This is a genomic window from Neisseria flava (assembly GCF_982712965.1).
In genome coordinates this window covers 1-13,682 of the sequence record NZ_CEXQBZ010000113.1, presented here as the reverse complement: position 1 = coordinate 13,682, position 13,682 = coordinate 1, and the positions used below count along the sequence as shown (strand labels likewise).

General features: G+C 49.4%; 15 protein-coding genes. 3 read left to right on the top strand and 12 right to left on the bottom strand.

Annotated elements, in window-relative coordinates; translation table 11 throughout:
• Positions 1-27 precede the first annotated feature (27 nt).
• From AC5M9B_RS06550 to recQ, 5 genes are all read right to left on the bottom strand, one after another.
• Positions 28-714 (bottom strand): HvfC family RiPP maturation protein, encoded by a 687-nt coding sequence (locus AC5M9B_RS06550; protein WP_487648404.1) that lies wholly within the window; start codon positions 712-714, stop codon positions 28-30.
• Positions 704-1,546 carry an HvfB family MNIO-type RiPP peptide maturase gene (locus tag AC5M9B_RS06545; protein WP_004565697.1) on the bottom strand — a complete coding sequence of 281 codons (843 nt, stop codon included), beginning with the start codon at positions 1,544-1,546 and terminating at the stop codon, positions 704-706. The genes AC5M9B_RS06550 and AC5M9B_RS06545 overlap by 11 nt, the downstream gene beginning before the upstream one ends.
• Positions 1,547-1,653: 107 nt before the next feature.
• Positions 1,654-1,959, bottom strand: coding sequence for an HvfA family oxazolone/thioamide-modified RiPP metallophore (locus AC5M9B_RS06540; RefSeq protein WP_487648403.1), 306 nt, complete (start codon positions 1,957-1,959; stop codon positions 1,654-1,656).
• A gap of 81 nt (positions 1,960-2,040) precedes the next feature.
• The gene (locus tag AC5M9B_RS06535; protein ID WP_049231311.1) at positions 2,041-2,496 is read right to left on the bottom strand and encodes an HvfX family Cu-binding RiPP maturation protein; all 456 of its coding nucleotides are present in this window, start codon (positions 2,494-2,496) and stop codon (positions 2,041-2,043) included.
• A 177-nt stretch (positions 2,497-2,673) separates the two neighbouring features.
• Positions 2,674-4,986, bottom strand: coding sequence for a DNA helicase RecQ (gene recQ / locus AC5M9B_RS06530; RefSeq protein WP_487648416.1), 2,313 nt, complete (start codon positions 4,984-4,986; stop codon positions 2,674-2,676).
• A 392-nt stretch (positions 4,987-5,378) separates the two neighbouring features.
• On the opposite strand from recQ, the gene AC5M9B_RS06525 reads away from it, so the two are divergent.
• On the top strand, positions 5,379-5,825 hold the full coding sequence (locus AC5M9B_RS06525; protein WP_003743578.1) for a surface-adhesin E family protein: 447 nt from the start codon (positions 5,379-5,381) through the stop codon (positions 5,823-5,825).
• Between the two features lie 192 nt (positions 5,826-6,017).
• Here the strand turns inward: AC5M9B_RS06525 and AC5M9B_RS06520 are convergent, their stop codons facing one another.
• Complete coding sequence (locus AC5M9B_RS06520) at positions 6,018-6,587, bottom strand: L-threonylcarbamoyladenylate synthase (RefSeq protein ID WP_003743580.1); 570 nt, start codon at positions 6,585-6,587, stop codon at positions 6,018-6,020.
• Between the two features lie 55 nt (positions 6,588-6,642).
• Complete coding sequence (gene purD, locus AC5M9B_RS06515; RefSeq protein WP_487648402.1) at positions 6,643-7,914, bottom strand: phosphoribosylamine--glycine ligase; 1,272 nt, start codon at positions 7,912-7,914, stop codon at positions 6,643-6,645.
• A gap of 157 nt (positions 7,915-8,071) precedes the next feature.
• Here purD and AC5M9B_RS06510 point away from each other — a divergent pair, with 157 nt between their 5' ends.
• The gene (locus tag AC5M9B_RS06510; RefSeq protein WP_070654958.1) at positions 8,072-8,389 is read left to right on the top strand and encodes a DUF4298 domain-containing protein; all 318 of its coding nucleotides are present in this window, start codon (positions 8,072-8,074) and stop codon (positions 8,387-8,389) included.
• Positions 8,390-8,440: 51 nt separating this feature from the next.
• Here AC5M9B_RS06510 and AC5M9B_RS06505 read toward each other — a convergent pair whose 3' ends face one another.
• The 5 genes from AC5M9B_RS06505 to AC5M9B_RS06485 all read right to left on the bottom strand — a co-directional run bounded on the left by AC5M9B_RS06505 (position 8,441) and on the right by AC5M9B_RS06485 (position 12,675).
• Positions 8,441-9,052 carry an IMPACT family protein gene (locus tag AC5M9B_RS06505; protein ID WP_070654956.1) on the bottom strand — a complete coding sequence of 204 codons (612 nt, stop codon included), beginning with the start codon at positions 9,050-9,052 and terminating at the stop codon, positions 8,441-8,443.
• A gap of 62 nt (positions 9,053-9,114) precedes the next feature.
• Positions 9,115-10,050 carry an electron transfer flavoprotein subunit alpha/FixB family protein gene (locus AC5M9B_RS06500; protein ID WP_070654954.1) on the bottom strand — a complete coding sequence of 312 codons (936 nt, stop codon included), beginning with the start codon at positions 10,048-10,050 and terminating at the stop codon, positions 9,115-9,117.
• A gap of 10 nt (positions 10,051-10,060) precedes the next feature.
• Positions 10,061-10,810, bottom strand: coding sequence for an electron transfer flavoprotein subunit beta/FixA family protein (locus AC5M9B_RS06495; protein ID WP_209283029.1), 750 nt, complete (start codon positions 10,808-10,810; stop codon positions 10,061-10,063).
• 212 nt (positions 10,811-11,022) lie between these two features.
• Positions 11,023-12,003, bottom strand: a complete 981-nt coding sequence (gene waaC, locus AC5M9B_RS06490) for a lipopolysaccharide heptosyltransferase I (protein ID WP_070654948.1) — start codon at positions 12,001-12,003, stop codon at positions 11,023-11,025.
• 36 nt (positions 12,004-12,039) lie between these two features.
• Complete coding sequence (locus tag AC5M9B_RS06485) at positions 12,040-12,675, bottom strand: nicotinamidase (protein WP_070654946.1); 636 nt, start codon at positions 12,673-12,675, stop codon at positions 12,040-12,042.
• Between the two features lie 114 nt (positions 12,676-12,789).
• On the opposite strand from AC5M9B_RS06485, the gene tsaA reads away from it, so the two are divergent.
• Entirely contained in the window at positions 12,790-13,464 is a 675-nt protein-coding gene (gene tsaA, locus AC5M9B_RS06480; protein WP_070654945.1) for a tRNA (N6-threonylcarbamoyladenosine(37)-N6)-methyltransferase TrmO, read from the top strand.
• The last annotated feature ends 218 nt before the right edge of the window (positions 13,465-13,682 follow it).

The window sequence follows — 13,682 nt, the reverse complement described above, 5'->3', positions numbered from 1 at the left end:
GAAATGCGAATCTTAATTGCCATTGGCTTATGCGGCAACCAAAATACCTTGTTCCAGCCAATCCACCCATTTCTGCCTTAATGCGTCCTGCCAGCCGTTTTCAGACGACATGAATTCTGCCAGCATGGCTTGCAGTCCGTTCAGGGAAGCGGGCGTGTCTGCCAGCGTTTCCAGCAATAATGCGTCGAAATCGTCGAGGGTTTGGTACATCACGTCGTCTTCGCTGTTGCGCCACACCAAAACGGCGGTTTCCGCCACCTGCAATTCGTCGGTAACGTCGCAGTGGTAACGGCGGACAAAGGAGGCGGGAGAAAGGGTGTACACCAAATCGTCTGAATCGGCGGGCGAGGCTTGGCTGTCGGTTTGTGCGACTTCGGCGAGCAGTTGAGTGTGTTCGAAGTCCATCAGTGCCAAGAGGTCGTCTGAAAGCGGCAGGCTTTGGCAGTATTGGAGGAATTCGCCGGCGATTTCTTGGAAATAAGGGGTTTGGGTGCGCGCGTCTCGGATGAAGCCTTCTTTCAGACGACCCCATTCTTCGCTGTCGAGATATTGCGGCGTTTCGGTATAACAGCGGTCGATGAAGCTGTGGATATTGTTGCGTATCAGGCGGATATAGACGTTCAGGCGGTCTTGCGGCAAGCCGTCGGCGGCTTCGCCTTCGCGTATTGCTTGGGCAAAGCGTTGTTGATATTGGGCGGAGGTTTCAGGCTGCACGGCGGTATTCCTTTCCGGCGCGCGTTTGATATTCGGCGATTTTGGCGACTTCGGCTTCGAGTTCGGCAAAAGGCGGGAAATTGAAATCGCGTTCCAACAGGGTGGGCGGGATGGTCGGCAGCTTGGTGTAGGCGAGTTCGAGCAAGTCCCAAACGGTCGGTAAAACCGCCGCGCCGTGGGTATCAATCAAAAGCTCGGGGGTTTCGACGTCGTGTCCGGCGATGTGGATGTAACACACGCGACCTGCGTCAACGTTTTCCAAAAAGGCTTCGGGCGACAACAGTCCGTGATTGACGGCGTTGACGTAGATATTGTTCACATCGAGATGAATGCCGCAGTCGGCCTCGCGTGCAACGGCGTTGAGGAACTCGACTTCGTTCATTTCGGCAAGCGGGGAATGCAGGTAGTAGGAGGTGTTTTCTACGGCGATGCGGCAGCCCAACCGGTCTTGCACTTCGCGGATACGCCGCGCGGTATGCCGCACCATTTCTTCAGTGAAGGGCAACGGCAACAGGTCGTAGAGATGGCCGCCGTCGTGGCAGTAGCTCAAATGGTCGGAGAAAAACGTGCAATCGTAACGGCGCATCATCTCTTTGATGCCGTCTATCAAGGCGGTATCCAGCGGGGCTTGTCCGCCCAGCGACATGGATAATCCGTGCAACGCCAGCGGCAGCCGTTCCGCCACGCGGTCAAACTGTTTGCGCGCCCTACCGCCCATTTTCAGCCAGTTTTCGGGTGCGGCTTCGATAAAGCGTATCGGGCTGTCGTCTGAAAGCGAGAGGAAGTCTTCCGCCAAGTCGCGGCGGTAGCCTAAACCTGCGTGTTGAATCATGATGTTGCTCCGTTTTGGATGGTGTTCCGACGGTTTTGGTACGAAATTGCTGTCAAAATCATATAAAAAGCCGCATTTATCAATAAAATGCGGCTTTTTGTTCTAAATTATTTAGAACCGCATTTGCCTTCGCCGCATTTGCCTTCAACTGCTTTAGCTTTGGCTTTTGCTGCTTTGGCGTTTTTAGCGGGGGTTTTTTTCACAGTTGAACCGCATTTACCCTCGCCACATTTGCCTTCGCCTGCTTTAGAAGCAGCGGCGCCGCATGAACCTTCGGCAGCTTTAGCCGCACCGCAAGAGCCTTGGGCAGATTTTTGAACACCTGCTTTGCTACTTACCGGTTTGTCAGCGGCAACAACGCCGGCGGCCAAAGACAAAGCACCTGCAAGGGCAGCGGCTACATTTTTTTTCATGTTGATTTCCTTTTTAAAGTATCAAGTTAAACAGATTAAAAATTTGAGTTGGCGCGTTTAAAGTCCGCTCCCCGACCTTTTTCATTGATTTCCGACGCGACATTTCGGGCAGAAGCGTTTTTTCAACAGCGCATCCAGCGATAAACAGCCCGCGCCTTGCAGCAGAATCGGGATTAAAACCACGATATAAATCAAAGCCATTTTATAGCCGTTGTCGCAGACATTATAACCCGCACCCGCATGGACTGCCGCCCATGCTACCCCCGTTACAATGATTAATCCCAAGGCAGACAGGCGGGTTGCCAATCCTAAAAGCAGCAAAACCGGAAAAACTAGCTCCGCCCACATCGCCAAGTTCCAATTCATGCTGTCGGGCAGTAAATTGAACGGAAAGGGGAATTGGTCGTTGATTTCGGCAAACCAGTTTTCGCCGTTCCATTTCTGCATGCCCGATTCCCAAAATTCGTAAGCGGCAAACAGGCGCAAAACCAATAAACCTAAAGCTGATTGCCACGGGGCTGTGATATTCGTTTTCATGATAACCGTTTCATAAAATCATTTCATGCCCGATTAGACGCGACAGCTTGAAAATGCTTACAAGCCAATTGAAAAAATTTTGTTTGTTATTGTTTTATAACGATATTAATATTCAGAAGGTCGTCTGAAATAGGTTTTCAAGGTTTCAGACGACCTTTTTCTGTGTCTTTTTAACGGTCAATCTTGCGTGCAGATTTCTACGATTTCTTCGCCGTATTTTTCCAACCATTCCCCGCTCACGTCATCAATTTTGGAAAGCGCCGTCAAAGTTTGCGGCCGGGCTTTGGCGATGGCGCGTAAAGTCTGTTTTCTGGCGACGGCGTGCATCTCTCCGCCTTCATATCGGGCGGTATCGAAACACCATTGGAACAGGCGGCGGGCGAGCTGGCGTTCTGCCTGTTTCGGCTCGGAAAGCCCGTCTGCGTAGGGGCGGCAGATGTCGAGTATTACCTGCCCGTATTGGGCAATTCTTTCGCTGCCTATGCCGTGAATACCGAGCAGGTCGGCTTCTTCGGCGGGCGTGAAGACGACAAGGTCGGTCAGGCTGATGTTGGAAAGGATTTTGCCCAAGGCGCATTGTTTGGCGGCTGCCTGCTCGGCACGCCAGGTTTCCAGCTTTTGCTGTAATTGCTGTTCGCGCTCGGTTTGGGGGGTAAATAGGGGGTCTTCGTTGCCCGCTTGTCCGCTTTGGTTTTCGGCTGCGTTCTTGCAGACATTGAGGATATCGATGCCGAATTTTTTGATTTTCGCCTCACCCAAACCGTAGATTTGGTGCAAATCTTCCAGCGTTTGCGGCATTTTTTTGACGATGTCGCGCAGGGTTTTGTCACCGCAGACGACATAAGCAGGGACTTCTTCGGAATGGGCGCGCTGCTGCCGCCAATGCCGCAATGCTTGCCATAGGCGTTCTTCGCGTTCGGTACGCAGCCAGTTGTCTTTGGGCTTTTGAGTGGCGGATTTTTCGCGGCGCAGCGGGCGCAACATGACTTCGGTTTCGCCTTTAAGGACTTTTTTTGCAGCTTCGGTCAGTTGCAATGCCTGATATTGTGCGGTATTGACGGTGAGGTAGCCGAGGCTGATGCACTGGCGGATGACGCTGCGCCATTCTTTGTCGGTTTGCCCGTTGCCGATGCCGAAGGTGGAGAGTTTGTCGTGGCCGTTGCGCTCTATCCAGTCGTCGCTTTTACCGCGCAGCAGGTTGGTGATATAGCCGGCGGCAAAGCGTTGTCCGGCGCGATACACGCAACTGAGGAGCTTTTGTACGAGGACGGTGCCGTCGAAGCGTACGGGCGGATGCAGGCAGTTGTCGCAATGCCCGCAGGGGGCGGATTCTTCGCCGAAATGCTTGAGCAGCAGGACGCGGCGGCAGGCGGCGGTTTCGCAGACGGAAAGCATGGCATCGAGCTTCTGCATTTCGATTTGCTTCTGCACTTCGTCGCTGTTGCCTTCGGCGATACGTTCGCGCAGCAATACCCAGTCGTTCAGCCCGTAACACAGCCAACTCACGGCAGGCAGCCCATCCCGCCCGGCGCGGCCGGATTCTTGGTAGAAATGTTCGACGCTTTGGGGCATATCGAGATGGGCGACGAAGCGCACGTCCGGTTTGTCTATGCCCATACCGAAGGCAACGGTGGCGACGACGATGATGTTGTCTTCGCGGGTAAAACGGCGTTGGTTTGCTTCGCGCACTTCCATGCTCAAGCCGGCATGGTAGGGAATCGCGTCCAATCCGTTTTCGCAGAGGAATTGGGCGATGTCTTCGACTTTTTTGCGGCTTAAGCAATAGACGATGCCGCTTTGCCCTTCCATTTCTTTGCGGATGAAATCGAGAAGCTGCTTTTTGCCGTTGTTTTTTTCGATAACCTGATAATAGATATTCGGACGGTCAAAGCTGGAGATGAATTCGGGCGCGTCTTCCAGATGGAGGAAATGTTTGATGTCGGCGCGGGTCGCCGCATCAGCGGTCGCAGTCAGGGCAATGCGCGGCACTTGCGGATAGCGTTCGGCAAGCAGCCCTAATTGCTGGTATTCGGGGCGGAAATCGTGTCCCCATTGGCTGACGCAATGTGCTTCATCTATGGCGAAAAGGCTGATGGTTTGCTGATCGAGAAAACGCAGGAAACGGTCGGTAACAAGCCGCTCCGGTGCGACGTAGAGCAGTTTCAGACGACCTTGGGCGAGTTTGTCCGCCACTTCGCGGGCTTCTTCCACTGTTGTGCTGCTGTTGACCGCTGCTGCTTCTATGCCTGCGGCGTGCAGGCTCGCCACTTGGTCGTTCATCAAGGCAATCAGCGGCGAAACGACTATGGCGACGCCTTCGCGCATCAGCGCGGGAATTTGGTAACACAACGACTTGCCCCCGCCCGTCGGCATCAATACCATCAGGCTTCCGCCGCCTGCCAATGTATTGACGACAGCCTCCTGCTTGCCGCGAAATTCGGGATAGCCGAATACTTCGTGCAAAATCTGTTGGGCGGAAGGCTGGGGCATGATGGTTCCGTAGGGAGGGAAAAGCGTTATTTTAGCGGTTTTAGACACTGCCTGCATGGGGGATATTTGAGTTATCCACATGAGTTCGTCTGAAAACGGGTTATGCTTGGTTGGGTATCGTGGATTGATTTGTGATTGAGACAAGATGGCGGAACTGCTGACAATGCAGATAGTAGGAAGCCGACTCACTTTTTGCTTTACAACGGAAAACCGTTCTCTTTAATCTCAGACGAGGAGGCATACTGGTTTCAAGTCAATCGACTAGAAAACCTGTTTTCAGACGACCTTTTCATGTTTTGGCGGTTTTAAGACTTTGCAAAGCCGATTTACTGCCCCGCCGTCTTCGCGCATAATACGGCAGTCTAATAATTTATCCTAAGCAACCGAAACTTATGAACATCAAACACTTTTCCCTTATTTCAACTTTATCCGCAGCCCTGCTTTTGAGTGCCTGTCAAACGACTACGACGACAAGTGGCGGCGTCAGCGGCAACTGGGACAACATCGGTACGATTTCCGAAGGCAATATCAAAGTGGCGATTGATAAAAACAGCATCAAGAAAAACGGCACTTTGGTCACTTTCCGCGATAGAAAAACCGTGTCAAAGATGAAAGAAGAACGCTTCGTCAACACGCCCGCCTACAAAACCGCCATCGGCGACTGGGAAATCCATTGCACCAACAAAACCTACCGCCTGACCGCTTTGCAACTCCTCGACGAACATGGCAAAGAAATTTCTAAACACAGCTACACCGCGACGAATATCCGCCCGATGAGCGTGATGAACGGTACGATTACCGAAAAACAATTCGAAGCCGTATGCGGCAGTAAGCTCTAATACTCAACTTATCTACATACTTATCCACAAAATAGTCAAATCAAAAGGTCGTCTGAAAACCATGAATATGGGGATTCAGACGACCTTTTTGTTTTTTTCGGGAAAGTTATATTCAGGATTATCCACATTTTCTCAAATATGCGGTTTATCGGTTCAAACCATAATTCCCACTCATCCCATCCATCCGATTTTCTAACGCAAGCGAACGCCCGTTTCTCCATCAATAATCTGGCTCGGCGATTTTTGTTTGCCGATTAAACCGCTGACTACCCATATATTCCTCCCAAACTGTCTTCTTACTTCCCGCTCCGTTCTACACGCGCGTTTACCCGCGCGGTTGCATGAAGTCGAGACCAAAGGCGTTTTCAAAGCCTGACACAAGCGGCGCGCACCTGCATGGGCGGGAACCCTGACCGCCAGTTTACTGCGTCCTTTTCCGCGTAATGCGGGCAAAACATCAGCAGCAGCAGGAAGCAGAAAGGTTTTGGGCGCAGGCCATTCGTTTCTGAGCATGGTTTGAATGTTTTCAGACGACCTTTTGAGCAGGGGCTGTAATTGTTCCAATTGGTTGCCAATGACAATCATGCCTTTATGTTGCGGTCTTTTTTTTAGATGAATCAATCGGTTGAGTGCCTTAGGCAAGGTCGGAATACAGCCTATGCCGTAACAAGACTCGGTAGGATAGGCGACCAAGCCGCCTTTTTTAAGATGGGATTGCAGCTTGCAAAGCGTCGAAGCTGAAAGGATTCTGGGGAATAACATGATAGGGGAGGTCGTCTGAAACACAACCACGTTTTCAGACGACCTGTTTCTTTGATTAACGGTTGATTGCTTTATCAGCAATGTCTTTACGGTATTGCATGCCGTCGAAGCTGATTTTTTCCAATGCGCCATACGCCTTGGCTTTGGCTTGAGCCACATCGTCGCCCAACCCTACGACACACAATACGCGGCCGCCGTTGGTCAATACGTCGCCTTTCTCATTTGCCGTTGTGCCTGCATGGAAAACTTTGCCGATTTGGTTGGCAGCATCCAGACCGGAAATAACATCGCCTTTTTTAGGCGTTTCAGGATAGTTTTGCGCTGCCAGCACTACACCTACGGCAGTTTGCGGGTTCCATTCCGCGGTTACGCTATCGAGTTTGCCGTCTATTGCCGCTTCGACCAAATCCGACAAGTCGCTGTTCAGACGACTCATAATCGGCTGGGTTTCGGGATCGCCGAAACGGCAGTTAAACTCAATCGTATAGGGTGCGCCGCTTTGATCAATCATCAAACCTGCGTACAGGAAGCCGGTGAACTCATACCCTTCCGCTTTCATTCCCGCTATGGTCGGCAAAATAATCTCGTTCATCGCGCGCTCGTACACGGCGGGCGTTACCACAGGCGCGGGACTGTACGCGCCCATACCGCCCGTATTCGGGCCTTTATCGTCGTCTAAAAGACGCTTGTGGTCTTGGCTGGTCGCCATAGGCAACACATGATTGCCATCAACCATGACGATAAAGCTCGCTTCTTCGCCTTGCAGGAAATCTTCAATCACAACGCGCGCGCCGGCATTGCCCATTTTGTTGCCCAGCAGCATATCGTCAATCGCGGCATGCGCTTCATCTAAAGTCATCGCCACAATCACGCCTTTACCTGCCGCCAAACCATCGGCTTTGATGACGATAGGCGCACCTTTCTGATTGACGTAATCGTGTGCAGCATCGGCGTTTTCAAAGGTTTGGTATTGCGCGGTCGGAATATTGTATTTCGCCATAAATGCTTTGGCAAAATCTTTAGAACTTTCCAACTGCGCTGCATATTGTGTCGGACCAAATATTTTTAGCCCTGCGGCACGGAAATCATCCACAATACCCGCCGCCAAAGGCGCTTCAGGACCAACGACGATAAAAGCAATATTTTCTTTGCGGCAGAATTCAATCAAATCCTGATGCGCAGTCAAGGCGATGTTTTGCAATTTAGGTTCAATCGCCGTACCGGCATTACCGGGTGCAACAAATACTGTTTCCACTTTAGACGACTGCGCCAATTTCCAAGCCAACGCGTGTTCGCGACCGCCATTACCGATAACAAGCAACTTCATCCCATCTCCTTGACAAATATGTACTTTTAACGAAAACTCGACACAAAGGGACTATTGTCCCATTTAAAGAAATTTTAGTGGAATCAAACAAAAACCGCTTCATTCCACTCTGCAACCTATTTAACTTATCCACAAAATTGAAAAAGGACAAGCAGCTATGCAAAAACGTATTGATGAAATCCAAAGTAAATACCGCGAATGGTGTCATTTACTACCGCAATTGGAAGAAGACATCCGGCGTTGGAAACATGCCGTCGCTTTGATTCGCGATATGGATAATTTCTATACCCACGAATATCAGGCTTGCCATCGGGCTATTGAAGATGGAGTGGAGGTGGATTTGCGTACAGAAGGCGAATATAGCATTATGAGCGAAGATGCCTTATGGAACGCGCTGGGCGAATTCCATCAATTGGCTTGGCTATATTTGCGCTCCAGCGTCGATGCCTTGGACAGATATACGCAAGAAGATTAATCAGCAAAGAGGTCGTCTGAAATACCATCACAAAGCATTTCAGACGACCTTTCATTCAAAAGGCTTTTCCGTATTTACTTCAATCTGCCGTGTATTCTTCCAAGCTGCAACACAGGCCTCATAATTTGCCAACGATAAACTTACCGTCAATCGGCAATCCAACTGTAAATCCTGCTCCAATATATCCGCCTGATATTGTTTAGCAATGCGTATTGCTTCATTCAAAAACGGATATTCACATTTCAGCCAAACGGTTTTTTCAATATTCTTTTCAACCACTTCCGAAATTGCCAACGCCTGAGCCGTCGCCTCTTTGTATGCGTGAATCAGACCGGGAACACCCAATAAAGTACCGCCGAAATAGCGCACGACAACGACCAAAACATCGGTTACACCCACCGAATCAATCTGTCCTAAAATTGGTCGCCCAGCGCTTCCTGACGGCTCTCCATCATCATTGGCACGAAATTGCATGCCATCTACGCCCAAACGATAGGCATAGCACCAATGCCGCGCTTTATGATGTTCTTCCTTTAACGGATCGAGGTATTTTTTCACATCAGCAAACGTCCGAATCGGATAGGCAAATGCAATAAAACGGCTGCCTTTATCTTTAAACTCAGCCTGCGTCGGGGAAGTAATGGTTTTATAAGTCGTAATCATGCTGAAATGTTTTCAGACGACCTCATTAATAACAAGGTCGTCTGAACGTTTCACGTGAAACATCAATTTTTCAATGCTTCTGTTAATTGCGGAACGATTTCGAATAAATCGCCTACCAATCCGTAATCGGCTACATTGAAAATCGGCGCATCGGCATCTTTATTGATTGCGACAATGACTTTGCTGTCCTGCATACCGGCAACGTGTTGAATCGCACCTGAAATACCGATTGCAAAATAGAGCTGCGGTGCAACCACTTTACCAGTTTGTCCGACCTGCACATCATTCGGCGCATATTCGGCATCAACCGCCGCACGGGATGCTCCGATTGCCGCGCCTAAAACATCCGCCAACGGTGTCAGCACTTCATTGAATTTTTCCGCACTACCCAAAGCACGGCCACCGGAGACAATGACTTTTGCCTGAGTCAGCTCAGGACGATCGGAATGGGAAAGCTGGCGGTTCACAAAACGGCTCAGGTTTTGGGCAGGGGTTGCTTCAACATTAATTACCTCAGCATTACCACCTTGCGCCGCCGCTGCGTCAAAAGCCGTCGCACGGAAGGTCAGCACTAATTTTTCCGAATCAGCTTGCACGGTTTCAAATGCATTACCCGCATAAATCGGGCGCACAAAAGTCGTGTTATCCACAATCTCGGTCAAATCAGAAATTTGCGGGACGTCTAATAAGGCCGCTACGCGAGGCAAAAGGTTTTTACCAAATGTGGTTGCCGTTGCTGCAACATAGCGGTAATCCGCCGCCAATTTGACAACCAGCGGAGCCAGTTCTTCAGCCAAACCTTCGGCATAATGGGCAGCATCCGCAACCAAAACTTTTTCCACACCCGCAACTTGTTTCGCGGATTCCACTACGGCCGATGCACCGCTTCCGGCAACCAATAAATCGACTTTGCCCAGTTTGACAGCGGCGGTAACGGCATGCAAAGTGGCAGGATTCAACTGTTTGTTGTCGTGTTCAGCAATAATCAATACACTCATTTCAGTCTCCTCAAATCACTTTGGCTTCGTTTTTCAATTTTTCAACCAATTCGGCAACACTTGCTACTTTCACGCCTGCCTGACGCGCTTTAGGTTCGGCGAATTTCACCGTTTTCAGACGAGGTGAAATATCCGCAACCAAATCGGCAGGAGCCAGCTTTTCCAAAGGTTTTTTCTTTGCTGCCATAATATTGGGGAGTTTGACAAAGCGCGGCTCATTCAAGCGCAAATCAGCACTGATAACCGCAGGCAGTTTCAATGCGATGGTTTCTTCGCCACCATCGATTTCGCGCACAATCTGAACTTCGTCGCCTTCAATTTGTACTTTTGAAGCAAACGTACCTTGCGCCGCATTCAGCAAAGCTGCCAACATTTGCGCCACTTGATTGGCATCATCATCGATCGCCTGTTTGCCCAAAAAGAAAATTTGCGGATTTTCTTTGTCCGCAACAGCTTTCAACAGCTTGGCAACTGCCAGCGGCTCCAATTTCGCATGGGTTTCAACATGAATTGCACGGTCGGCACCCATCGCCAAAGCTGTACGCAACGTTTCTTCGCATTTTTTCTCGCCCAAAGAAACCGCTACGATTTCGCTTACTTTTCCGGCTTCTTTCAAACGGACGGCTTCTTCCACAGCGATTTCGTCAAACGGGTTCATCGACATTTTGACATTACCGATATCCACATCCGAACCATCGGCTTTTACACGAACTTTGACGTTATAGTCCACTACGCGCTTTACTGCGACCAGTGCTTTCATTGAATTCTCCTAAAAAGAACGCTGCTTTCACCATCCAGCGAAACCAAACCTTCTTCTCTATAAAATCAAATCCGTTTTTCTTAAAAACGAATTCATTCAGAAATCTTTCGGATAATGCTTGCCGATTATACCATTTTTAAAGCATTTACTCAGACTGGCGAATATACATTCCACACTCAACAAACTGAAAAATATCAAGCGCTATTTCAGTTTCAAACGACCTTTGAACCTTCATCGGCAGCCACACAATCCATCAACGTTTGATAAACCAAATCCACAGTCGGAATCTGCCCGATATTGCCTAAATTTTTTGCAACAGCCGAAACTTGAACGCCTGTTTTAATCGGATCGGTATCGGTATAAATACCGACCACAGGTTTTTCCAAGGCATTTGCCAAATGCAGCAAACCGGTATCCACGCCGACAATTCCGACCGCATGTTTCAGCAAATACGCTGCCTGCAATAAATTTATTTTGTCGCACACAATAGCAAACGGCAGTCCGTCTGCAATTTGTTTGGCACGCGTTTTTTCATTTTCATTTCCCCAAGGCAGGTAAATATTGCATTGCTGTTCTTCATTCAACTTTTGCAGCAACGCCCGCCAGTTTTCCACAGGCCATAATTTACTGTCTCGGCTAGTCGCGTGCAAAGCAGCATAATACGGTTGCTCCAAATTTTTCAGACGACCTGCTTCGGGAACGGTCAAGCCGAATACCTGCGTTTCCGGCATTGCATACCCAAATACTTGGGCAAACAGTTCACGGTTGCGCCAAACAGCATTTTTCCCTTTCGGTACAGCGTATGTTTTCGCATACGCCAGCGCAGCCAGTCCCTCGCGCGCGCTGTGTTTATCCAAACCATAAATAGGGGATTTTGCCATTTTGGCGAAACACGCGCTTTTAATCAGACCTTGACTGTCCAATACAAAATCAAATGCTTCCTGCCGCAAGGCCTGTTTCAGACGACCTATTTCCTGCCAAGTTTCTGCCTGAAAGAGATGTTTGCGCCATTGCCGCCATTTCATCACATGGATTTTTTTCACAAACGGATGCAGGCGCGCAATATCCGCAAATCCGGCTTCACACAGCCAATGGAGTTCCACATCAGGGCATTGTCGCGCCAAATCTTCGATTGCGGGCAAAGTGTGAATTAAATCGCCCATACTGGACAAGCGGACAAGCAAAATTTTCATATTTAGGAAGGGTGTTTCACGTGAAACAATTTTAACTTATTGATTATTAATATATTTTTTAATTTCTTCAGCGTTTTTTAAGATCATTGCACCGGCAGAACGCATTTCCTGCCATGCCGTTTCGATGGTATCCGGCGCAATGCCCCGACAAGCCGCTTCATTAACGATAACCTGCCAATTGCCGCCTTTGAGCAACTGCAAAACCGTTGTTTTCACACAATAATCCGTAGCCAAACCGCCGACAATGATCGTATCCGTATTTTGACAACGCAGCCATTCAATCAATCCAGTGCTCAGTTTTTCCTCGATATCGTGAAAACACGCGCCGTAAGGATGCAATTCAGGATCAACGCCTTTCCAAACGCAATAATCGTATTCCTTGGAAGAAGGCAGTCCGTCCAACAATTCATAGCCGCGCGTACCGACCATCGCATGAGCCACCCAAGTCAAATCCGCATCAGGCAAACCTGTCGGCTTCAACATATCAACAGGGTTATCCACAAGCCATTTCGCCGCCATATGATGCGCATCTTTCGTCATCACGCGCAAATCCGCCAAAGCGGCTTGGGCATTCAATTCTTCGACAATCAAATGCCCCTCTTTTACAGGCAGCTCTTTAGGACACAAAGGCGTAAAAGTTTTTTGTGCATCAACATCAATGGAAACAATCATCTCATCATTTCAAAGCGATTAAAATGCCCTGTATTATAACAAATTACTGCCCGAAAGCGGTAAAACCGGCTGTGATAAGATAACGTTTTTCCGAAAAACTTGTCCACAATCCTCATGACTTACACCATCGTCCCCATCGCCACCGCCCGCTCGCCCTACAAACAGAAATTCGGCGTCGCCCGCCAGCCCGGTTTGGTTCCCGCCGCAGAGGTCTGCATCGAACTGAATCCCGAATTTACCGCAGACAGCGTACGCGGATTAGAACACTTCGATTATGTGTGGATAAGTTTTATTTTTCACGGCGTATTGGATGAAGGCTGGGCGAAAATGGTGCGCCCGCCACGGCTCGGCGGCAAGCAGAAAATGGGCGTATTCGCCACGCGCAGCCCCCACCGCCCCAATCATCTCGGACTATCACTCTTAAAACTCGACCGCATCGAAACCGACAAATCCGTCCGCCTCTATTGCAGCGGCGCAGATCTGCTCGACGGTACGCCGATTGTCGATATCAAGCCCTACATCCCCTTTGTCGAATCCAAACCCGACGCATCATCCGGCTTCGTCAGCGGCAAACCCGAAGAGCTTGAAGTCGTATGGCTGGAAAACATCGGCGCAGAAAATTTATCTGAAAGCACCAAAAACCTCATCAGCCAAAGCATTGCCCAAGACCCGCGCCCCGCCTATCAGAATATTCCCGAACGGATTTACGTTATGAATATTGAGGATTATAAAATCAGGTTTCAAATCGAAGGAAACCGCGCGACGGTTATTGGGATAAGCGTCGTTTGAAATTTAGTGATTGATTTCATTAAAAAAGGTCGTCTGAAAATCCTAAGATTTCGGTTTTCAGACGACCTTTTTATTCAATCGATACGGGTCTTATTCAATGAACACTTTGGATAAACCGAACCCGTAGTGTGGGCTTCGCCCACGAACCTACCACCTGACAATCCAATCAGACAACAGTCGAATAGGCATTCATTTGGACATTCATATCGTGGGCAAAG

Bases quoted from the DNA above. Each gene is read 5' to 3' on its own strand.
- AC5M9B_RS06540 (WP_487648403.1), bottom strand. From the start codon at position 1,959: ATGAAAAAAAATGTAGCCGCTGCCCTTGCAGGTGCTTTGTCTTTGGCC.
- tsaA (WP_070654945.1), top strand. From the start codon at position 12,790: ATGACTTACACCATCGTCCCCATCGCCACCGCCCGCTCGCCCTACAAA.
- AC5M9B_RS06495 (WP_209283029.1), bottom strand. From the start codon at position 10,810: ATGAAAGCACTGGTCGCAGTAAAGCGCGTAGTGGACTATAACGTCAAA.
- AC5M9B_RS06545 (WP_004565697.1), bottom strand. From the start codon at position 1,546: ATGATTCAACACGCAGGTTTAGGCTACCGCCGCGACTTGGCGGAAGAC.
- AC5M9B_RS06500 (WP_070654954.1), bottom strand. From the start codon at position 10,050: ATGAGTGTATTGATTATTGCTGAACACGACAACAAACAGTTGAATCCT.
- AC5M9B_RS06520 (WP_003743580.1), bottom strand. From the start codon at position 6,587: ATGTTATTCCCCAGAATCCTTTCAGCTTCGACGCTTTGCAAGCTGCAA.
- waaC (WP_070654948.1), bottom strand. From the start codon at position 12,003: ATGAAAATTTTGCTTGTCCGCTTGTCCAGTATGGGCGATTTAATTCAC.
- AC5M9B_RS06510 (WP_070654958.1), top strand. From the start codon at position 8,072: ATGCAAAAACGTATTGATGAAATCCAAAGTAAATACCGCGAATGGTGT.
- AC5M9B_RS06505 (WP_070654956.1), bottom strand. From the start codon at position 9,052: ATGATTACGACTTATAAAACCATTACTTCCCCGACGCAGGCTGAGTTT.
- purD (WP_487648402.1), bottom strand. From the start codon at position 7,914: ATGAAGTTGCTTGTTATCGGTAATGGCGGTCGCGAACACGCGTTGGCT.
- AC5M9B_RS06525 (WP_003743578.1), top strand. From the start codon at position 5,379: ATGAACATCAAACACTTTTCCCTTATTTCAACTTTATCCGCAGCCCTG.
- AC5M9B_RS06485 (WP_070654946.1), bottom strand. From the start codon at position 12,675: ATGATTGTTTCCATTGATGTTGATGCACAAAAAACTTTTACGCCTTTG.
- recQ (WP_487648416.1), bottom strand. From the start codon at position 4,986: ATGCCCCAGCCTTCCGCCCAACAGATTTTGCACGAAGTATTCGGCTAT.
- AC5M9B_RS06535 (WP_049231311.1), bottom strand. From the start codon at position 2,496: ATGAAAACGAATATCACAGCCCCGTGGCAATCAGCTTTAGGTTTATTG.